Origin of the sequence: Sphingorhabdus sp. YGSMI21, from assembly GCF_002776575.1 — a bacterium.
Classification (GTDB): Bacteria; Pseudomonadota; Alphaproteobacteria; order Sphingomonadales; family Sphingomonadaceae; genus Parasphingorhabdus.
The window spans coordinates 1,232,347-1,253,209 of record NZ_CP022548.1 but is presented as its reverse complement, the minus strand read 5'-3'; the positions used below and the strand labels follow the sequence as shown (position 1 = coordinate 1,253,209).

Annotated in this window: 20 protein-coding genes; 8 read left to right on the top strand and 12 right to left on the bottom strand. The window is 58.4% G+C overall.

Going from position 1 to position 20,863, the window contains the following annotated elements; all coding sequences use genetic code 11:
* Positions 1–6: 6 nt before the first annotated feature.
* From CHN51_RS06095 to CHN51_RS06055, 10 genes are all read right to left on the bottom strand, one after another.
* On the bottom strand, positions 7–540 hold the full coding sequence (locus CHN51_RS06095; protein WP_100093231.1) for an SUF system Fe-S cluster assembly protein: 534 nt from the start codon (positions 538–540) through the stop codon (positions 7–9).
* A gap of 9 nt (positions 541–549) precedes the next feature.
* Positions 550–1,710 (bottom strand): cysteine desulfurase, encoded by a 1,161-nt coding sequence (locus tag CHN51_RS06090; protein WP_240616942.1) that lies wholly within the window; start codon positions 1,708–1,710, stop codon positions 550–552.
* A 125-nt stretch (positions 1,711–1,835) separates the two neighbouring features.
* Positions 1,836–2,588, bottom strand: a complete 753-nt coding sequence (locus CHN51_RS06085; RefSeq protein WP_100093230.1) for a SufD family Fe-S cluster assembly protein — start codon at positions 2,586–2,588, stop codon at positions 1,836–1,838.
* Between the two features lie 115 nt (positions 2,589–2,703).
* Positions 2,704–3,534, bottom strand: coding sequence for a Fe-S cluster assembly ATPase SufC (sufC, locus tag CHN51_RS06080; protein WP_100093229.1), 831 nt, complete (start codon positions 3,532–3,534; stop codon positions 2,704–2,706).
* A 21-nt stretch (positions 3,535–3,555) separates the two neighbouring features.
* Positions 3,556–3,975 carry a hypothetical protein gene (locus tag CHN51_RS19495; protein ID WP_123906258.1) on the bottom strand — a complete coding sequence of 140 codons (420 nt, stop codon included), beginning with the start codon at positions 3,973–3,975 and terminating at the stop codon, positions 3,556–3,558.
* Positions 3,976–4,195: 220 nt separating this feature from the next.
* On the bottom strand, positions 4,196–4,525 hold the full coding sequence (locus CHN51_RS06075; RefSeq protein WP_100093228.1) for a hypothetical protein: 330 nt from the start codon (positions 4,523–4,525) through the stop codon (positions 4,196–4,198).
* A complete protein-coding gene (sufB, locus tag CHN51_RS06070; RefSeq protein WP_100095448.1) occupies positions 4,522–5,982 on the bottom strand; it encodes a Fe-S cluster assembly protein SufB in 1,461 nt (486 codons plus the stop codon). Before sufB ends, CHN51_RS06075 begins: the two co-directional genes overlap by 4 nt.
* A 47-nt stretch (positions 5,983–6,029) precedes the next feature.
* Entirely contained in the window at positions 6,030–6,485 is a 456-nt protein-coding gene (locus tag CHN51_RS06065; RefSeq protein WP_100093227.1) for an SUF system Fe-S cluster assembly regulator, read from the bottom strand.
* A gap of 127 nt (positions 6,486–6,612) precedes the next feature.
* On the bottom strand, positions 6,613–7,455 hold the full coding sequence (locus CHN51_RS06060; protein WP_123906257.1) for a DUF6597 domain-containing transcriptional factor: 843 nt from the start codon (positions 7,453–7,455) through the stop codon (positions 6,613–6,615).
* Between the two features lie 276 nt (positions 7,456–7,731).
* Positions 7,732–9,549 (bottom strand): DUF885 domain-containing protein, encoded by a 1,818-nt coding sequence (locus tag CHN51_RS06055; RefSeq protein ID WP_100095447.1) that lies wholly within the window; start codon positions 9,547–9,549, stop codon positions 7,732–7,734.
* 157 nt (positions 9,550–9,706) lie between these two features.
* On the opposite strand from CHN51_RS06055, the gene CHN51_RS06050 reads away from it, so the two are divergent.
* The 7 genes from CHN51_RS06050 (at position 9,707) to CHN51_RS06025 (ending at position 18,289) form a co-directional block, all read left to right on the top strand.
* On the top strand, positions 9,707–11,314 hold the full coding sequence (locus CHN51_RS06050; RefSeq protein ID WP_100093225.1) for an NAD(P)/FAD-dependent oxidoreductase: 1,608 nt from the start codon (positions 9,707–9,709) through the stop codon (positions 11,312–11,314).
* An 87-nt stretch (positions 11,315–11,401) separates the two neighbouring features.
* Positions 11,402–13,291 carry a DUF3604 domain-containing protein gene (locus CHN51_RS06045; RefSeq protein WP_100093224.1) on the top strand — a complete coding sequence of 630 codons (1,890 nt, stop codon included), beginning with the start codon at positions 11,402–11,404 and terminating at the stop codon, positions 13,289–13,291.
* Positions 13,292–13,382: 91 nt separating this feature from the next.
* Entirely contained in the window at positions 13,383–14,198 is an 816-nt protein-coding gene (locus tag CHN51_RS06040; RefSeq protein ID WP_100093223.1) for a peptidylprolyl isomerase, read from the top strand.
* Positions 14,195–15,184, top strand: coding sequence for a HupE/UreJ family protein (locus CHN51_RS06035; RefSeq protein ID WP_100093222.1), 990 nt, complete (start codon positions 14,195–14,197; stop codon positions 15,182–15,184). The genes CHN51_RS06040 and CHN51_RS06035 overlap by 4 nt, the downstream gene beginning before the upstream one ends.
* Positions 15,185–15,528: 344 nt before the next feature.
* On the top strand, positions 15,529–15,984 hold the full coding sequence (locus CHN51_RS19490) for a hypothetical protein (RefSeq protein ID WP_123906256.1): 456 nt from the start codon (positions 15,529–15,531) through the stop codon (positions 15,982–15,984).
* Positions 15,981–17,285: a UDP-glucose/GDP-mannose dehydrogenase family protein gene (locus tag CHN51_RS06030; RefSeq protein WP_100093221.1), complete on the top strand. Its 1,305-nt coding sequence runs from the start codon at positions 15,981–15,983 to the stop codon at positions 17,283–17,285. Before CHN51_RS19490 ends, CHN51_RS06030 begins: the two co-directional genes overlap by 4 nt.
* Positions 17,282–18,289, top strand: a complete 1,008-nt coding sequence (locus tag CHN51_RS06025; RefSeq protein ID WP_100093220.1) for an SDR family NAD(P)-dependent oxidoreductase — start codon at positions 17,282–17,284, stop codon at positions 18,287–18,289. The genes CHN51_RS06030 and CHN51_RS06025 overlap by 4 nt, the downstream gene beginning before the upstream one ends.
* A 187-nt stretch (positions 18,290–18,476) precedes the next feature.
* On the opposite strand, the gene CHN51_RS06020 is transcribed toward CHN51_RS06025, so the two are convergent.
* Together CHN51_RS06020 and CHN51_RS06015 are read right to left on the bottom strand one after the other, a co-directional pair.
* Complete coding sequence (locus tag CHN51_RS06020) at positions 18,477–19,409, bottom strand: NmrA family NAD(P)-binding protein (protein ID WP_100093219.1); 933 nt, start codon at positions 19,407–19,409, stop codon at positions 18,477–18,479.
* Positions 19,410–19,520: 111 nt separating this feature from the next.
* The gene (locus CHN51_RS06015; protein WP_206170010.1) at positions 19,521–20,324 is read right to left on the bottom strand and encodes an SDR family oxidoreductase; all 804 of its coding nucleotides are present in this window, start codon (positions 20,322–20,324) and stop codon (positions 19,521–19,523) included.
* Between the two features lie 145 nt (positions 20,325–20,469).
* On the opposite strand from CHN51_RS06015, the gene CHN51_RS06010 reads away from it, so the two are divergent.
* A complete protein-coding gene (locus CHN51_RS06010) occupies positions 20,470–20,859 on the top strand; it encodes a VOC family protein (RefSeq protein WP_100093217.1) in 390 nt (129 codons plus the stop codon).
* The last annotated feature ends 4 nt before the right edge of the window (positions 20,860–20,863 follow it).

The window sequence follows — 20,863 nt, the reverse complement described above, 5'->3', positions numbered from 1 at the left end:
GATATCTTACAACATCCCCAGTTCAAGCTTCGCCTCGTCGCTCATCTTCTGCGGGTCCCATGGCGGGTCCCAGACGAGATTGACCTCGGCGTGGCCGACGCCGGGCACGCTGCCGACTTGCAGTTCGATCTCGCCGGGCATGGATTCGGCGACCGGGCAATGCGGCGTGGTCAGGGTCATCGTCACAATCGCGTGGTTGTCGGGCGTAATCTCGACGCCGTAGATCAGGCCGAGATCATAGATATTCACCGGGATTTCCGGATCGAATATCGATTTCAGCGTATCGATCACCGCTTCGTAGAGATCGCCACCGGCTTCTCCGGCCGGTGTCTCGGTCGGTTTCTGCGCCAGAAAGCCTTCGAGATAATCCTTCTTGCGACTGAGCTTCGCCGCATCGCTTTCCGCTTCGAAAGGCGAAGGCGCCATGACGGGTGCCGGTTTTTCCGCGGGAGTATCCTCGACAGCGTCCTCGACCTTGGCCAGTTTCGGCTTTTCCACCGACTCAACTTCTTCGACCAATATTTTGCGTTCTTCGTTCATATTGTCACCTTACCCGAAAATCTTTCTGACCCGATTGATGCCATCCACCAGCGCGGCGACATCCTTGTCATTACTGTAAATCCCGAAACTCGCCCGCGCCGTTGCCGCTACGCCGAGATAGTCCATCAAAGGCTGCGCGCAATGATGGCCGGCGCGGATCGCAACGCCGCCTTCATCCAATATAGTGGCGACATCATGCGGATGCACGTCACCGACCGCGAAGCTCAAAATGCCCATGCTCTTGTCCGGGCCAAAGACCCGCACCGAGTTGATCCCGGACAAGGCTTCGCGCGCCTTGGCCAGTGTAGCATTTTCATGCTCGGAAATCACATCCAGTCCGATGCCCTCGACATATTGAATCGCCGCATCCAGCCCGACCACGCCTACAATATGCGGCGTCCCCGCTTCAAAGCGACCCGGCGGCGGTGCATAGGTGGTACCGTCAAAAGACACGCGGTCGATCATCGACCCGCCGCCCTTCCAGGGTGGCATGGACTCAAGCGTCGCATAAGGCGCCCACAAAGCACCAATGCCAGTCGGCCCGTAAATCTTGTGCCCCGAGAAAACATAAAAATCGCAACCGAGATCCTGCACATTGACGGGCAGACGCGGCGCGGCCTGACAGCCATCGAGCAACAGCTTGGCACCGACCTTGTGCGCGATCGCCGCCGCCCGCTTCCCATCGAGCAACGATCCGAGCACATTGGAAACATGGGCCAGCGCGACCAGCTTGTGCTGTTCGGTCAAATGTTCCTCGATCCAGTCGAGATCAATCTGACCATCATCGGTTAGCGGCGCGACATCAATATGCGCGCCGACCCGTTCGGCCAGCAATTGCCACGGCACGATATTGCTATGATGCTCCAGCTGCGACAGCATGATGCGGTCGCCCTTGGCGATGAACTTGTTACCCCAGCTTTCCGCGACCAGATTGATACTGTCGGTCGCGCCGCTGGTGAAAACGACTTCATTCTCGGACGCGGCGCCGAGAAAGCCGGCGACGCGTTTGCGCGCGGCTTCATAGGCGAGTGTCATGTTGGCCGAGCGAGCGTAGACGCCGCGGTGGACGGTGGCGTAATCCGGGCCGTAGGCGCGGGCTATGGCGTCGAGGACCGCCTTGGGTTTCTGCGCGGTGGCGGCGGAGTCGAGATAGTGCCAGTCCGGCCCGATACCGGGGAAGTCGGCGCGGTGAGATGGTGCAACACCGTTCGTGTCGAGCGCAGTCGAGACACCACTATCGGCCACAACCGGCTTCTCGACTTCGCTCGAAGCGAACGGAAGAGAGCTGCTCCCGCTCACGACAAAGCCTCCAACACCTCAAGCGCCTTGCCTTCGATCGCGTCCCGCGCCGCATCATCGTCGAGCGACACAAAGGCATCGGCAATGAACGCCTGCAGCATCAGCTTCTTCGCCAGCGCCGGCGGCAGACCGCGCGAAGCGAGGTAGAAGAGCGCCTGCTTGTCCAGTTCACCGACGGTCGCGCCATGGGCGCATTTTACGTCGTCGGCGAAAATTTCCAGCTCGGGCTTGGCGTTCGCGGTCGCGCCGCGGTCGAGCAGCATCGATTTGACCGACTGGGCCGCATCGGTTTTCTGGGCGTGGCGGGCAACATTGATGCTGCCGAGAAAACTGCCGGTAGCCGTGTCCGCCAGCACCGAGCGCACCACCTGGTTGGAGGTCGCATTGGGTTCGGCGTGGATCGTCTCGGTAACGATTTCCAGCGTCTGCTTGCCGCAGCCAAGGATCGCGCCGCCCAGTTCAAAATGCGATCCATTGCCGAGGGTCGCCCTGACCTGAATCCGGCCATAGTCGGCATTATGCGCGAGCACGTGCAATATGAAGGTCGCCTTGTCGCCAATGGTGACATCAAGATCGATCATGCCGACGCCATCAATGATCGGCAGTTCCGCAATCTGGCGCGAGACGGTTTCGCCTGCGGGGACTATGATTTTCTCTGGCCCGTCGAGCTTCGCCCAGACAGTTTCAAGCGCTTGAAGGTCAGCATAACGCCAACTCTCGTCCCGACGCGTAGGGAGCGGAGCGTTCATATCAACACCTCGTCATGCCAGCGCAGGCTGGCATCCAGACCAAATGCGCCTTTACGAGACACGGGTTGGGCCCCAGCCTGCGCTGGGGCGACAGATGTAAAGATACCAGCGGTCATCATGCCGCCTCCGCGATCGCTTCATAGCCTTCATTCTCAAGCTGCAGCGCCAGTTCCGGCCCGCCGGTCTTCACGATCCGGCCATTCGCCAGAACATGGACAAAATCGGGCTTCACTTCGTCGAGCAGGCGTTGATAATGGGTGATCAGCAGCACTGCCTTGTCGGGCTTGCGCATGATCGCGTTGATGCCGGACCCCACGGTACGCAGCGCGTCGATATCGAGGCCGCTGTCGGTCTCGTCGAGGATCGCCAGCTTGGGGTTGAGAATCCCCATCTGCACCATCTCGTTGCGCTTCTTCTCGCCGCCGGAAAAGCCGACATTGACCGCCCGTTTGAGCATATCCATGTCCATCTTCAGCAGCGCCGCCTTTTCCTTGGCCAGCTTGATGAATTCCGCGCCGTTTAGCGCGTCTTCGCCGCGCGCCAGCCGCTGTGCATTCAGGCTCTCGCGCAGAAATTGCAGGTTGGACACGCCGGGAATTTCGACTGGATATTGGAAACCGAGGAAAATGCCCGCCGCGGCCCGCTCGTGCGGATCGAGCGCGAGGAGGTCTGCCCCCCTCCCGCTTGCGGGAGGGGTTAGGGGTGGGGCTTCGTCGGAGGTCTGCCCACCCCCGGCCCCTCCCGCAAGCGGGAGGGGAGTAAACGTCACCGACCCCGCAGTCACTTCATAGCCGGGCCGCCCGCCGAGCGCATAAGCCAGCGTGGACTTGCCCGCGCCATTGGGTCCCATGATCGCATGGATTTCACCCGCGTTGATGGTGAGCGAAAGCCCCTTGAGGATTTCTGTGTCGCCGACGGTGGCGTGGAGGTTTTCAATTTTTAGCATGTGAGAGTTCAATCTATCTATCTAGTAACTGGATTTGTCGTAGCAGTGATGCGTAAGTCTCTTCTGCATCGATTCGGCGTCAATCGGTTCATCTTCTTTGAAAGCTGCAGACCGGCTTCGTTTATAGAAAACCCGCCAATTGGTTTCACAAGCGGTCGCCACATCTCCACAGAATTCGTCTATCTCGCTTTGCGTGGCACCGTTATTACGATAGCGGTAACGGTACATGTTCTTTCGATTTTGATCTCTGCCTAGTCGACAAGTCAACAAGGCATAACCGGAGCCATAGGCGGCCCATCCAGACGCAGCGCACTCCTGTGGAAAACGGGACTTTAAACACCGCTCTTCAATGCGGCGTTTCCAATTCCTTATTTGGCCAACGCTCACAGGCTCAAATGGAACAGTGGCCGTGGCAGCACTGAGCACAAATAGTAAGCTCATCACAGCAAACTCCTTTCAGTGGCTATCGCCTGCTTCGTGCCTTCGTGTCTTTGTGCGGGAAAATTTGACTCGCACGAAGCCACGAAGCCGCCAAGAAGGGTGACATCCCTAGTTTCGTCATTGCGAGGAGCCGCAGGCGACGTGGCAATCCAGATGGCGCGCACGCCGCTCTGGATTGCTTCGCTGCGCTCGCAAAGACGCTCTCGGGAAAAGCAGCCGCTCACACCACACTCCCATCCCGGATAGCGGGTATCATCTTGAGAAACATGAGCACAGAAACAAAGCCGAGGCCCCACTTCCAGAACAGTGCAAGAGATTTAAGGAAGAATCTTTGCGTGGCCCTGTAATCTTTAAACGATTTGAAAAATGGGGGTTTTTTATATCGGCCATTAGAATACATTCCATATTCCGGGTTTGCCATCTCGTTTTTAAGCGGCAGAATGGTGCCCTCATCAATCCTGCGCAGGATAACGTGCGCAAAATAGGCGATGCTCACGCAGGCTATTCCCACAATCAACAATTCTGCCGCAGTGTCGGGTTGCCAGCTCACCCCACACTCCCCTCAAGACTGATTGCCAGCAATTTCTGCGCTTCGACCGCAAATTCCATCGGCAGTTCCTTGAGCACTTCCTTGGCAAAGCCGTTCACGATCAGGCTCACCGCCGCCTCTTCATCCAGCCCACGTTGCTGGGCGTAGAACATCTGGTCGTCGCTGATCTTGCTGGTCGTCGCCTCATGCTCGATCGTCGCGGTCGGATTCTTGACCTCGATATAGGGCACAGTATGCGCGCCGCTCTGGTCGCCGAGCAGCAGGCTGTCGCACTGGGTGAAGTTGCGGACATTTTCCGCATTGGGACCAACCCGCACCAGACCGCGATAGGTATTGTCGCTGTGACCGGCGCTAATCCCCTTGGAGATGATCGTCGAACGGGTGTTCTTGCCATTGTGGATCATCTTGGTGCCGGTATCGGCCTGCTGGTAATTGTTGGTCAGCGCCACCGAGTAGAATTCGCCGACGCTGCCTTCGCCGTTTAGAACGCAGCTCGGATATTTCCAGGTCACCGCGCTACCGGTCTCGACCTGGGTCCAGCTGATCTTGCTGTTCTTGCCCTGGCACAATCCGCGCTTGGTGACGAAATTATAGATGCCGCCCTTGCCATTCTCGTCGCCGGGATACCAGTTTTGCACGGTCGAATATTTGATCTCCGCATCATCCATCGCAACCAGTTCGACCACGGCGGCGTGCAGCTGGTTCTCGTCGCGCATCGGTGCGGTGCAGCCTTCGAGATAGGAAACGTAAGAGCCTTCGTCGGCGACGATCAGCGTTCGCTCGAACTGGCCGGTATTTTCCGCGTTGATCCGGAAATAGGTGCTCAGCTCCATCGGGCAACGGACGCCCTTGGGAATATAGACAAAGGTGCCGTCGCTAAACACGGCGCAGTTGAGCGTGGCGAAATAATTGTCGTGCATCGGCACGACCTTGCCGAGATATTTTCTGACCAGATCGGGATATTCCTTGATCGCTTCCGATATCGACCGGAAGATCACGCCCGCCTCTTCCAGCTCCTGCCGGAAAGTGGTCGCCACCGAAACGCTGTCAAACACGGCGTCGACAGCAACCTTGCGCGCGCCCTCGACGCCGGCGAGAACTTTCTGTTCCTCGATCGGGATGCCAAGCTTTTCATAGATGCGCAGAATTTCCGGATCGACCTCGTCGAGCGATCCCAGCTTTTCCTTCGCCTTGGGCTCGGCGTAATAATAAGCGTCCTGATAGTCGATCATCGGGATTTCGAGCTTCGCCCAGTCCGGCGATTCCATCTTTTCCCACTGGCGGAAAGCCTTGAGACGCCAGTCCAGCATCCACTCGGGCTCGCCCTTCTTGTCGGAGATAAACCGCACGGTCTCCTCGTTCAGGCCCTTGGGCGCGAAATCCTGCTCGATATCCGACGACCAGCCGAATTCATAGGTGCTGGCCTTGTCGACCGCCTCCTGCGCCTCGGCATTCATTTCCGCGCGCTCTGCATCATAGTCGGATGTTTTGACGTCTTCGCTCATCATGCTTTTTCCATCGTTCGAATTTTGGGGGCGACTGGCAAATCCGACAGGCTGGCCAGACTGACATCGGCCAGCGCCTTGCGGATCGTCCGGTTCACAACGCCCCAATGGGGCTTCACCGTGCAACCGTCCTCCAGCATACAATCGTGATTGCCGTCAATGGTACAACTGGTAATCGCCAGCGGCCCTTCAACGGCTTCGACAATATCGGCGAGGCTGATCGAGGCCGGCGGGCGGGCCAGCCGGATGCCGCCACCGATGCCGCGCGTCGATTCGAACAGGCCGGCGGTGGTCAGCTTGCTCACCAGTTTCTTCGCCGTTGGCAAAGGAACACCCGTCTCCTGCGACAGCTTCGTTGCGTTCAGTTTCCCTTCCGCAAGCAGCGCCGCACCGCAATGGCGCGCCGCAGCGGACATCAGGACAACAGCATAGTCTGCGAGGTTGGAAAGACGCATTATTCTCGATTCGCCGGGGGTTGAACACTAAACAAGACTAATTTAGTCTCATTTATCCAACATTGCAAGCATAGCGGGGTTTAGCGGGGCCAGCGCCGGCACCGAAACATGCTTCCAATTCTTCCATTCAGGTGTCGGAAGTCAGCGGTGCAATCTTGCCCTTCAGGTCGGCGCGCTGGTCGATCAGGCGCGCGATTTCGCCCTCGCCCACACGGAGCTGGGTGGGAGTCACGCCGGCGAAAAATTTCACTTCCCGGATCATGTGCGACTGGTCGTAAAAGGCGTCGACCAGCTCCAGCAATTCTTCCTCATTATGCTCGGCATAGGCCCGGGCCGCTCGCAACGCCCGGTATTTGCGCGCGAGATATTTCGGCGGCATGCCGTAAAGCTTGTTCACCGTGCGCAGCACCTGCCGCGAGCTTTGCGTCGACCGCTCCATCAAGCCGCTGATCGGTGGCGATGGCTCCGACGACAGCCATTCGTCGACCATCTTGGTAAAGGCCGCGGTTTCCGGCTTGAGTCGCGGCTTCAGCGAGCGATAGACTTTATCGGCCCAGGCAACCATCTCTTCGGGGGTCTCGCAACCGCGCAGATATTCGAGATTCTTGTCGATTTCCTGAGTAAAGACCTCGGCCGCATTGACGGCCTTGTCGGTATATTCCGCCGCGGACTTCCGCGTGGAAATCGCCCATCCTGCGGGCAATACGCCGATGCCGAACATGCGGAACGGTCCGGTTACATCGACGTGCATCGCTCCTGTCGAAGGCCCCTGCAACACCGCACCCTCGTGCGAATAGCTGCTGCCGTCGGCGAAGCTTATGACCGCGCTGCCCTCCAGCAGAAAGCGCAATTGCGCGATGGCAGCCCTTTCATTGTCGGCGAATCGCGGCTGATCATCCTCGAAAAGATAATAGACCGAAACAAGGTCCCGGACATCTTCTGCAGGCGCATAATATCTCAAGCTTACCAATTCACGACCCCTTGATCTGTCCCTCCCCCAGGTTCAGATTCCATATGGAATGCGCTTTTATAGCAAAGAAATATAGTTAAAAAAAAGGCCTGACCAAAATAATGATCAGGCCAATAAGGAAAAGAACTCCGATACCTTCGAAATACGATGGCAAGAGCCCTTCGGGTCGCCCCATCGCTATGCACCGCTAGTGGACCGGCTTTATTGGACAAATACGACAGATTCCCCATATAGTTTTGACATTTAAGGACAAACGCTCCTTTTCTCCGTCGCTGATCAGCTGCTCGCAGCGATCCAGGCGTCAACCCGTTCTTCCATGATATCGAGCGGTACCGGGCCGCTTTTCAGGATCACGTCATGGAACGCGCCCATGGTGAAACGGTCGCCCAGCGCCTCCTGCGCGCGGGTCCGAAGCTCGAGTATCTTCAGCTTACCGATCATATAGGCGGTCGCCTGGCCGGGGTAGACGATATAGCGCTCGATCGCCTTGCGGATGTCGCCGTCGGGATTGGGCGTATTGTCCGTCAGATACTGGATCGCCTGTTCCCTGCTCCAGCGCTTGTCGTGGATGCCGGTGTCGACAACCAGCCGACAGGCCCGCCACAACTCCATGCCGAGCCGGCCGAAGTCGGAATAGGGGTCGGTGTAAAAGCCCATATCCTTGCCCAGTTCCTCGCTATACAGACCCCAGCCTTCCGAATAGGCGGTGACGCCGCCAAATTTGCGGAATGCGGGCAGGTTGCCCAGTTCGGTCTGGATTGCCAGTTGCAGATGGTGACCCGGCAAGGCCTCGTGATAGGCCAGCGCTTCCAGTTCGGTTTTCGACATGCTTTTGAGATCATAGAGATTCACATAATATGTCCCCGGCCGGGAGCCATCCGGCGCAGGCCGCTGGTAAAAGGCCTTGCCCGCCGATTTTTCGCGAAATGCCTCGACCGGCTTGATCACGAAGGGCGCATTGGGCAGCGTGTCGAAAAATTCCGGCAGCTTCTTTTCCATCACGTCCAGCTTGCTGTTGGCTTCGGCCAGATAATCCTCGCGGCTGGTGTGGAAATATTGGTCGCCGGTGCGCAGATGGACGAAAAATTCCTGCAGACTGCCTTCAAAACCCACATCCGCCATGATCTTGCGCATCAGTCCGTGTATACGCGCAACATTGTCGAGACCGATCTGGTGGATCTCGTCGGCGCTCAAATCTGTCGTTGTGTAATTTTGCAACCGTTCGGCATAATAAGCCTCGCCGTCCGCGAACCGCCAGATACCGTCGCCATCCCCGGCCATCGCCTGCTGACGCTCCATTTCGGCAATGAGCTTTTCGTAAGCGGGCTTCAGGCTGTCGAGCAGCGCTTCCTCGCCGCGGGCAATCAGGTCCGCCTTTTCACTCTCCGCGATATCAAGCGCATTCACCTTTTTCTTCAGGTCCGCAAATATCGGCGAATCATCGCCCTTGGTGAAAGGCGCGCCGCTGATCACATTGCGCGCATCGCTGATCACATAGGGGAACACCCAGTCCGGCACCATGATCCCGTCATCGGCCCGTTCGGCAGATTGCGCGACCAGCATTTCCATCATCGGCCCCGCGCCAAAGAGGCGGCTGACATAGGCACCTGCGTCGGCCTTGCTGGCGACCCGGTGAATATTGATCATGAATGCCGGAATCTGGCTTTGCGCGCCATTCATCTGGTCAAAAATATAGCTGTTCCGCCGGAACGGGAAGGCATTGCGGGAACGTTCCGCCCTTGCTTCAAACAGGCGGTAGCTCAACTGGCCCGCTTCGTTCAGCTGGTCCTTGTCAAACTCGGCTTTCATTTTCGCCAGCGCAGCCTGACCCCGTTCATATTGCTCTATTGCAGCGGCTTCGCTCGGATCATCCCATTTGCCATAATCGTCGTCGCGAATGCCGCGATAGGCTTTGGACAAGGGCGAATGGGCAAGTTCCTGATCGTCATAATCCTGGAAGAAGGCGGACAATTGTGCGTTGATATCCTCCTCCGCCTGGCTGGCAGCCTGGCTGGTCTGCGCATGGCTTGCAGGTCCGGCGGTGACGGCGGTCAGGGCCAGGGCAGAAGCGGCGGTCAGCAACAAATATCTCATCGAAATCATCCTCGTCTGATATGAATTTCCCGGGTCTTATCACTCGCTTTGCATTTGCACAAATTGGCCGGCTCCGTGATTCATTCGGCACTGGCAAGGCCATAGGGGCAATTGCCGGTTGCTGCCGCGATTGTCCGACGGTAGGTCTCGCAGCATCATGAATGCACAGGCACCCGACGCATTGATTATCGGCGGCGGCCATAACGGTCTGGTCTGCGCCTATTATCTCGCCCGCGCCGGGATGAAGGTCCGGATATTGGAAGCGCGCAACGTGATCGGCGGCGCCGCGGTGACCGAGGAATTCCATCCCGGCTTTCGCAACAGCACGGCCAGTTACACGGTCTCGCTGCTCCAGCCGAAAATCATCGCCGATATGGGACTGGTGGAGCGCGGCTACCGGGTGGTCGAGCGACCCAGGAGCAACTTCCTGCCGCTCGGCAACCGCAACTATCTGCTCACGGGTGCCTCTCTCGAAGCAACGCAGGATGAGATCGCGCGCTTTTCCAAGGCCGATGCAGCGCGCCTGCCGGCATATTATGCGATGCTGGAATCAGCTGCGGAAATATTGCGGGAACTGGCCCTGCAGGCCCCGCCCAATGCCGGCGGCGGCAGTCTGGCCCTGCTGGCAGGGATAAGGACCGCCCGGCGATTTGCACGGCTATCTGCGCCGGCCCAGCATGACATCGTCAAACTGTTCACGCTGAGCGCGCGCGAGTTGCTCGACCAGTGGTTTGAAAGCACACCGGTCAAGGCAGTCTTCGGGTTCGACGCCATCGTCGGCAATTATGCGAGCCCCGACACGCCCGGCAGCGCTTATGTCCTGCTCCATCATGTCTTCGGCGAGGTCAATGGCAAGAAGGGGCAATGGGGCCATGTCATTGGCGGCATGGGCCGGATTACCGAGCTGATGGCCGAGGCCTGCGAGGACGCCGGTGTCGAGATCAGCCTCGAGACAGAGGTTGCGAAACTGCTGATCGAAAATGGCTGCGCGGTCGGGATATGCACGAAATCCGGTGAGCAGATTCGTGCGCGACGGATTGTCGCCAATGTCGGCCCGAAACTGCTCTATGACCGGTTGATCGATGCCGCCGATCTGCCAGCCGGTTTCCGCCGGATGATGGACGGCTATCAATGCGGCTCCGGCAGCTTCCGGATGAACCTGGCGCTGCGCGGCCTGCCCGATTTCACCGACCTGCCGGGGACCGGCGATCATCTGAAATCCGGGATCATCATGGCGCCCTCGCTCGACTATATGGACCGGGCCTATCAGGACGCGCGTCGATATGGATGGGCGCGCGAACCGGTCGTCGAAATGCTGATCCCCAGTCTTGTCGACGACAGCCTGGCCCCCGCCGGACAGCATGTTGCCAGCCTCTTCTGCCAGCAATTTGCGCCCTTGTTGCCAGAGGGTCGCAGCTGGGATGACGCGCGCGACGGCGCGGCGGAGGCTGTACTGGACGTTGTCGAAAGTCACGCACCGGGATTTCGAAAGCTGATCCTCGGGCAGATGGTGCTGTCACCGCTCGATCTGGAACGCAGATTCGGTCTGGTCGGCGGCGATATATTCCACGGCCGGATGTCACTCGACCAGCTCTGGGCGGCGCGGCCGGTGATCGGTTCCGCCAATTATAAGGGCCCGCTCGAGGGTCTTTACATGTGCGGATCGGGGACCCATCCGGGCGGCGGCGTAACCGGCGCGCCGGGCCATAATGCTGCCGGAACCATCCTGCGGGACCGCGGTTTTCTGGGTCGATGGCTTGGCTGACGCTACGTCAGGCTCGGCTAAACAGCTGCCTATTGCACCCGACCGCCGGGAGAGATAGCTTCCTTCGCTTGGGATGGGAGACTCACTATGCGCAAATCACTGATGTTGGCAGCATGCACGGCTGCTCTGGCTTTATCGGGCTGTTCGAAAATCAACGGGGATGAAGACCGCAGCGCAGAGGTAGTGAACACCGAATATCCCGAACAGGTTTTCTGGGGCGACACCCATCTCCATACCGACAATAGCATCGACGCCTTTGGTTTCGGCAACCGGCTGGACGCCGAGAACGCCCTGCGCTTTGCCCGCGGCGAAGAAGTGACGGCGACCAAGGGATCGAAAGCAAGACTGTCAAGGCCGCTCGATTTTCTGGTGATCGCTGACCATAGCGATGCGATGGGCGCAACCAAGGCGATTATGGAAGCGCCGCGCTTTGCCCTGCTCGCCAATAAATTCCTGCTGCGCTGGCATGATATGATGAACGAAAGCGACGAGGGGTCCATGCGCGTAACCGCCGAGCTCATCGACGGCGCGGCCAAGGGCACGTTGCCGGCATCGCTCACCGATCCGGAAGAATCGCGGGAACGCACGGCCGATCTTTGGAAAAAACATGGCGCGACGGTGGACCAGTATAATGAACCCGGGAAGTTCACCGCTTTCATGGGCTTTGAATATACGTCGATGCCGGATGGCGACAATCTTCATCGCGTCGTGATGTTCCGGGACAGTCCCGACAAAATGGGGGATACCATCCCTTATGGAGCGCTCGGATCGCAAGACCCGGAAAAGCTCTGGGCCTATATGGCCGCCTATGAGCAAAAAACGGGCGGCAAAGTGCTCGCGATTCCGCACAACAGCAATGTCTCGAACGGGCGGATGTTCGCGATGAACAAATTCGATGGCAGTCCAATCGACGCGGCCTATGTGAAGACACGGGCACTGCGCGAACCGATCGTCGAGGTCACCCAGATCAAGGGCGACAGCGAAACCCATCCATTTCTGTCCCCAAATGACGAATTTGCCAATTTCGGTGTCGCTGGCTGGGACAAGTGCAATTTGAGCTGCACCCGGGATATGGCGCCCGAAACCTATGCTGGCAGCTATGCCCGCGAAGCGCTGAAGCGGGGGCTGGAACTGACGCTTGCCATCGGCGCCAATCCGTTCAAGTTCGGCATGATCGGTTCGACCGACAGCCACACCTCGCTGGCCACGGCAGACGAGAATAATTTCTTCGGCAAGCACAGCGGCAACGAGGCGAATAACAGCGCGCGCGGCCTGGACCCGCAAAATCTCGGCACTCGCGAAGGCCGTTTCGGCTGGCATTATCTGGCGAGCGGCTATGCCGCAGTCTGGGCGACCAGCAACACGCGCGAAGCCATTTTCGACGCGATGATGCGCCGCGAAGTCTATGCGACAACCGGTCCGCGGATGCAGGTCCGCTTCTTCGGCGGCTTTGATTTTTCTGCCGACGACACCGCTGATCTGGTCAAAGCCGGCTATACCAAAGGTGTGCCGATGGGCGGCGACCTGACGGGCGGCGATGGCGAAGCACCCAAATTCCTGATCAGCGCGCTTATGGACCCGGAAAGCGCCAGTCTCGACCGGATCCAGGTGATCAAGGGCTGGGTCGACGCAACCGGCAAAAGTCAGGAGAAAGTCTATAATGTCAGCTGGAGCGATGCCGGAACGCGCAAGCTCGGCGCCGATGGCAAGCTGAGCCCTGTGCCCAACACGGTGGATCTGGCCAAAGGCACCTGGGACAATGCCACCGGCGCGCCGGAACTGGTGACCTTCTGGCAAGACCCGGATTTCGATGCCGCGCAGAATGCATTTTATTATGTGCGGGTGCTGGAAATCCCGACGCCGACTTGGCCGGTCTATGATGCAATGAAATTCAACCTGAAGCTGCCCGATGACGTGATCAAGATCCAGCAGGAGCGCGCCTATAGCTCGCCGATCTGGTACACGCCAAAAGCCTAGGCATTCCGGGCCAGCGAGCCGGGACCTGTCTGTCGACGGGCCCCGCAATTCTACGCCATGCTGCGGCTGAACTAAATGGGTTACCCGATATATGTTGCGCAAATTTTTGAAAGAACCGCTGGTCCATTTTCTCGGTGGGGCGCTGCTCGTCTTTGCTTTCTTCTGGGCCACCGGCAGCAATCGTGATCCGGCGGAATATACCATCAGCATCGACGAGACCGATATCGAGCGGCTCAAGGCCGGATGGGTCCAGAATTTCCGCCGCGCGCCGACACAGGCGGAACTCGACGCCCTGATCGATCAGGAGATCGCCGAGGAAATCTACTATCGCGAAGCCTTGCGGCTGGGGCTGGACAAAAATGATCCGGTGATCCGCCGCCGGCTGTTCACCAAGATGCGCTTTGTCGATGGCGAGGACAGCGCGATTCCCGAACCGACCGATGCGCTCCTGCAGCAGTGGATGGACGAGAACCCCGGCAAATATGCCCTGCCCTCGCTCTATGATTTCGAGCAGATCTACCTCGGGCAGATCAGCGTAGCGGACGCCCGCGACCGGATCGACCAGCTGAACGATGGAACGCCACCCTCCGCCTTCGCGCAACCGCTTTCCAGACCCGGTGCGCTCGCCCGCGCCAGCAGCGCGGAAATCGGCCGCCAGTTCGGCGACCGCTTTGCCGAACAGCTGGAGAAGCTGGAACCAGGTGTCTGGAGCGGTCCCGTTATCTCAGGATTTGGCGCGCATGCGGTCAGGATTTCCGCCAAGGTGCCGGGACAGAAGGCGGATCTGGCGGACGTCCGGCAACAGGTCGTCAATGACTGGCGCGCGACCCGGTTGGCCAAGCAGAAAGAAGAAGCGCTTGCCGCTTACCGGACACAATATGAAGTAACGGTGGCTGGCCGTCCATGAACCGCTGGTTTGCCGTCCTGTGGGTCTGTTTCGGGCTCGCACTATCCCCGAACAGCGCCCGCGCCGACGAACTGCGTCCGGCCTATATCGAGATGACCGAACAGGCGCCGGGTCAATGGTCGCTACTGTGGAAAGCCTCGGCCAATTCACGTCTGGGCCATAGCGGCGAAGTCATAATTCCCGCCAACTGCAAAGCCGAAGCCGAACCCCAGCGCGAATTTGCCGGCAGCAATATTCTCACCCGACTCTCGCTGCGCTGCGAGGGATCGCTGCAGGGCGAGAGCATCGGTCTGAAAAGACTGGAACTGTCGACCACCGATGCGCTGGTTCGCATTGCCCCGATCAACAGCGCCATGCAGACGCTGCGCCTGACCCCGGACGAGCCGGTTGCCATTCTGGCGAAGCCCTCGATCATCTCCAATGTCGCGGCGACCTATACGATCATTGGCGTCGAGCATATCCTGCTCGGCTTCGACCATCTGTTTTTCGTGCTGGCGCTCGTGCTGCTGCTCAAGGGCGGCTGGCTGGTCGCCAAGACCGTCACCGCCTTCACGGTCGCGCATAGCATCACATTGGTGGGGACGACGCTTGGCTGGCTATCGCTACCATCGCAGCCGGTCGAAGCGGTCATTGCGCTTTCCATTATCTTCCTCGCTGTCGAGGTGGTGAAAGCCAAGCCCGATAACCGACGCCTGTCGGAACGCTTCCCGTGGATCGTCGCCTTTCTCTTCGGCCTGCTCCACGGTTTCGGCTTCGCCGGTGCGCTCGCCGAGATCGGTTTGCCGGAAGGTGACGTTCCCCTTGCCTTGCTGACATTCAATCTGGGCGTCGAAATCGGCCAGCTGGCGATTGTCGCCGTCGCTCTGGCTCTGCTCTACGCCTTGCGGAAGTTCCGGATCGAATGGCTGCAGCCGGCCAAAACCGTCACGGCCTATGGCATCGGGATCATCTCGACCTACTGGTTCGTCGAACGGATGGTCGCCTGAAACGGATCGGCGCCATTGGAAACTAATCTGATAACACCACCTGATCACCTGATGCGCTTTGTGCGCAGGAGCTTGTTCTGAAGAGAAGGCACGAACTTCAGGGTATTTTGCAATATTGTGTAAGCGCCTCGGTCTGTCTCACGTGTCGAATGTAGACGTAAGCTCTAATGAAAATCACCTTTTAATCCCTTCGATAAATTCAACCGAGAGCTTGCTAGCGAGAGCAGCTTTGGACTATTGCTCAACGATGAGAAATATTGCTTATATTTTGAGCTTCCAATCATGTTACGAAGCCTCTTACGGACAGGCCTTGTACGTCGTAGAACAAAAATCAGCGGGGCCGAATGGCAAGCATAACGTGTAATGTTCTTGAGTTGGGCGGTCACTTATCGATGTTGGTTTCGGGTGAGGCACGATTATGTGACAATCACGGCGCGTTTGCTTCTAGACTGCAGCAATTCGTCAAGCAGGTGATTGGCAGTTTTTTTATTGATAATGGCACCCTCAGTTCAAAAAATGATGGTCACTTCCTCGTGACCGGCCCATTGCTGTCCAAGCATGCACCGCTTGTTCGTCGGCGACGAGCGACAAGCTCTCCAATTTGCACCACTAATAACAAGACTGGTGCACCCACCCATGTTAAAACCTTGGGTGCTGGAAATAGCTGCGCTTTGGCGGACTACAACAATTCGAAAGACCTAGTGCGTGAGAGTTTGCGCAGGGGCCTCGTGGTACTCCATCAGAGATCTGCAGCGACTAAATCACATCCAAATATCAAAAAGGGAATAACCGGACAATGAAAATTGCAATGATCGGCACGGGTTATGTGGGACTCGTATCGGGCGTCTGTTTTTCGGATTTTGGCCATGACGTGGTCTGTGTCGACAAACTGCCAGAGAAAATCGCTCAGCTCGAACGCGGCGAAGTTCCGATTTACGAGCCCGGTCTGGATGCGGTCATGGAACGCAATGTGGCCGCCGGCCGGTTGAGCTTCACGACGGATCTGGCCGCGGCGGTCGATGGCGCCGACGCGGTGTTCATCGCGGTCGGGACGCCGACCCGGCGCGGCGACGGTCATGCCGATCTGACCTATGTCATGGCCGCGGCCGAGGATATCGCAAAGGCTCTGACCGGCTATGCCGTGGTGGTAACCAAATCGACGGTACCCGTGGGCACCAACCGCAAGGTCGAAGCGGTTATCCGTGATGCCAATCCCGACGCGGAATTTGACGTGGCTTCCAACCCAGAATTTCTCCGGGAAGGCGCGGCAATCGATGATTTCATGAAACCCGACCGCGTGGTCGTGGGCGTCGAGAGCGAACGCGCCAAATCGGTCATGGGTGACATCTACCGTCCGCTCTTCCTGCGCGAATTCCCGATCGTCTATACCGATCTGGAATCGGCAGAAATGATCAAATATGCCGCCAATGCCTTTCTCGCCACGAAGATCAGCTTCATCAACGAAATCGCGGCGCTGTGCGAGCGGGTTGGCGCCGACGTCAAATCGGTCTCCAAGGGCATCGGGCTGGACGGCCGGATCGGCAACAAGTTCCTGCACGCCGGCCCGGGCTATGGCGGTTCCTGTTTTCCGAAAGATACCAGCGCGCTGGCGCGCATCGGTCAGGAGCATGGCGTTCCCCAGCGCATCACCGAGACGGTGATCGAGGTGAACGAATCGATCAAGCGCCGGATGATCGACAAGCTGCTCGACCTGTGTGGCGGCTCGGTCAACGGCAAGACGGTTGCCATCATGGGCGTCACATTCAAGCCCGAAACTGACGATATGCGCGATGCACCGTCGCTGACGATCGTTCCGGCACTGGTGGGTGGCGGCGCCAATGTCCGGGTGTGCGATCCACAGGGGTTGCGCGAAGGCGAGGCGCTGTTGCCCGGCGTCACCTGGGTTGACGATGCCTATGAGACAGCCAGCGACGCGGATATCGTGGTCATCCTGACGGAGTGGAACGAATTTCGCGCGCTCGACCTCGCGCGCCTCGCCGGGGGCATGAAGTCCCCGGTCATGGCCGATCTGCGCAATGTCTATGATCGTGATTCGGTTCTGGCAGCCGGCTTCTCCCAATATGTCGGGGTCGGGCGATGAAGACAGCCTTCATAACCGGAACCGGCGGGTTCATCGGCTTTCATCTGGCCGAACTGCTGCTCCAGGAAGGCTGGACGGTGGCCGGCTATGACGGCATGACCGACTATTATGACGTCCGCCTTAAGGAACGGCGGATCGCGCTGCTCAACCAGCATCCGAAGTTCACTTTCACTCACGCCATGCTGGAAGACAATGATGCCGTGCAGGCTGCAGTTCAGGCCGCCACGCCGGATATCATCGTGCATCTCGCGGCGCAGGCAGGGGTCCGGTACAGCCTCGAAAATCCGCGCGCCTATATCGACGCCAATATCGTCGGTACCTTCAACGTCATGGAGGCTGCCCGCGCGGTACCGGTACAGCATCTGCTGATGGCCTCGACCAGTTCGGCTTATGGTGCCAATACCGAAATGCCTTTTGCCGAGACGCAGAAAGCCGACACGCCGCTGACCATCTATGCCGCGACCAAGAAGGCGAACGAGGCCATGGGCCATTCCTACGCCCATATCTACGACATGCCGACAACGATGTTCCGCTTCTTCACCGTCTATGGCCCCTGGGGGCGTCCGGACATGGCCTTGTTCAAATTCACCAAAGGCATATTGGAAGGCACGCCGATCGACATTTACAACAATGGCGAGATGTGGCGTGACTTTACCTATGTCACCGATCTTGTGCGCGGGATCCGGCTGCTGATCGACGCGGTGCCGGGCGGACCGGAAACCGCGGTCAAAGGCGACAGCCTGTCCCCCGCCGCTCCGTTCCGGGTGGTCAATATCGGTAATTCCGACAAGATCCGCCTGCTGGATTTCGTGGAAGCGATCGAGGATGAAGTGGGCAAGAAGGCGGTGCGCAATTACATGCCGATGCAGACCGGCGATGTGCCGGCCACCTGGGCCGATGCCGGGGTGCTGCAGCAGTTGACCGGTTACCGTCCGCAAACCCCGTTCCGCGAAGGCGTGGCCGAGTTCGTCAACTGGTACCGCGACTTTTACGGAGTTTCTTGACGGTCAAAGCCAATCGCTCCGTGTCTGACCCGATGGACTGGAAGTTAGCTATTTCTCGCTAATGGCACTATATACAACGGTTATTCCCTCTTTATCCAGCCATTCACCAAAAGCTGCGCCAAGACCGGGGCGCGATGCGCCGCCGATCCCCACACAACTTTGCGATCCATCCGGTGCGCCATGGCTGCTATCCCGCAGGCGGACGGTGCGCGTCTTCCGACCAGTCCTGCCGTGCAGCCCATTCTTCGAGCGTCTCGAATTCAACTTCCGGCAGACGCTGCTGCATGAAGTCGGTGTCCACTTCGAAAGGCCGTGTGACGTTATTGTTATTATATTCGTAGAAGGCAGTGATCCCGGCAGCGAAAGCCTCGCGATTTTCCGGCGGTACGTCATCGCCAAAGGCCTCGACCAGATAGTCGCCGAATTCCTTGGGCGTGCAAGGGTCATATTTGATTTCATGCCCGAATACCCGCGACAGGGTTTCCGCCACTTCCGGCGGTTTCAGACGCTGCGGTCCTCCGATATTAAGCCATGAACCTTCAAAATCAGGGCGATCCATCGCAGCAACCATACATTTGCCGACATCGTCGAGGCTGATCCAATTGGCTTCCAAAGTCGCGTTATGCGGATAGACATAGCGTTTTTCATCAACGATGAACGGCCGCGCCCAGTTGGTCAGCAAATTGTCCATGAACAATACCGAGCCGAATACGGTGGCGGGCATGCCGGAGCGAAAAATCTCGTTCACCGCGATGGTGTTGTTGCCATAGGTATGGGGCTCACCAGGGCGTTCGGGAATCCAGCTTGATGTGTTCCAGACGAAACGCTCGGTGCCGGCTTCTTTGGCCGCCGCCGCGACCCGGCCAACCATGGTCGCACGATCTTCGCGCGCCTGCAGCGGATGGGTGTAGAAAACCGCGTCCGAGCCTTCAAAAGCGGGAACCCAGGTCGATTCATCGGTGAGATCAATCTTGCGGCATTCATCCGCTGCATTGGTGCCCCCCAGATCAGGATTCTCGCTGCGTGACAAAGCGCGGACCTTATGACCCGCTGCCGCCAATTGCCGTATTTGTGCAAGGCCTTGCCGGCCGGTTGCGCCCACGACTGATACCAATGCCATGATTCTCTCTCCTATTGCATTTGCAGCAACGCTAGAGACGAATATGCAGAGCCCCAATGCTCCATTTTATCAGGACAATAATGTTAGGGCCGTGTCAGGAAGCCTGTTTGGTCAGCTCTGTTTCGTCAGCATCGCCTGCCAGCGCTGCATGCCGGATATCCAGCGCTCGGGATCGGCCCCCTTCTGTTTGACATAATCCCCGACCACCGGATGGGGGAGAATGAGGAAGCGCTCGTCGCCAATCGCCTCGACGCACATATCTGCGACATGTTCCGGCGAGACAATCCCGTCCTTGGCGACGGTGGATGTGTCGACCCCGGCAATCATCGGCGTATCGACGCCCTGCGGACAGAGGACCGAAACCTTCAGCCCTTCGGCACCATGGGTGATCGCCAGCCATTCGGCAAAACTGACCGCGGCATGTTTGGTCACCGAATAAGGCGCAGAACCGATTTGCGCCAGCAGCCCGGCCGCCGAAGCGGTGTTGAGCAGATAGCCGCCGCCGCGCGCCAGCATCTTCGGCACCAATATCCGTGCGGCCTGGATATGGGACAAGACATTGATCTCCCAGATATTCTGCCATTCCGCGTCCTCGACTTCGACACCTCCGCCGGTGATGATTCCGGCATTGGAAACGAACAGGTCGATCGGCCCGATATCGGCCTCCACCGTTTCGATAAGATTGCTGATATCCGCAGCCAGAGACACATCGGTTTTGATCGCCACGCCGCCGATTTCGTCGGCGACGGCCTGGGCACCTGCAAGATCACGGTCGGCGCAAATGACTTTCCTGGCCCCTTCCGCTGCAAAGCGGCGCGCCATGGCGGCTCCGATACCGCTTGCGCCGCCGGTGATAACGATAATCTTGTCCTGCAATATCATTTTGATCTTGTCCCGCTTGAATAAATTAATCACTCGCTTAAAGATGCGAAGCGGCTAGAACAAGGCAAGATTGGCAATAGACCCGAGCTGGTCCAAATCTCTGGTCCGGAACAAGCAAACAGGGCACGATCGCAGGCGCTGGTTGCGGTGTAACAAGAATGAAAAGCAGGAGAAGATAATGTTCAGTCATATCATGGTCGGTTCGAACGACATCGAACGGTCGAAAAAATTCTACAACGCCCTTCTGGCGACACTCGGGGCAGGAGAACCAGCGGTTGATGTCAAGGACGGCACGACCCGGCTATTCTACATGCATAATGGCTCGATATTCTCGGTGTCGGAACCGATTGACGGACAGGAAGCCTGCGCGGCCAATGGCGGCACCGTCGGCTTCGCCTGCGATTCTCCGGAACAGGCCGATGCCTGGCACAAAGCCGGCCTCGAGAATGGCGGCACGTCCATCGAGGATCCTCCCGGCGTTCGCACCGGCGGAATGGGCAGCCTCTATCTCGCCTATCTGCGCGACCCGGACGGCAACAAGCTCTGCGCCCTGCACCGGATGGGCTAAGATA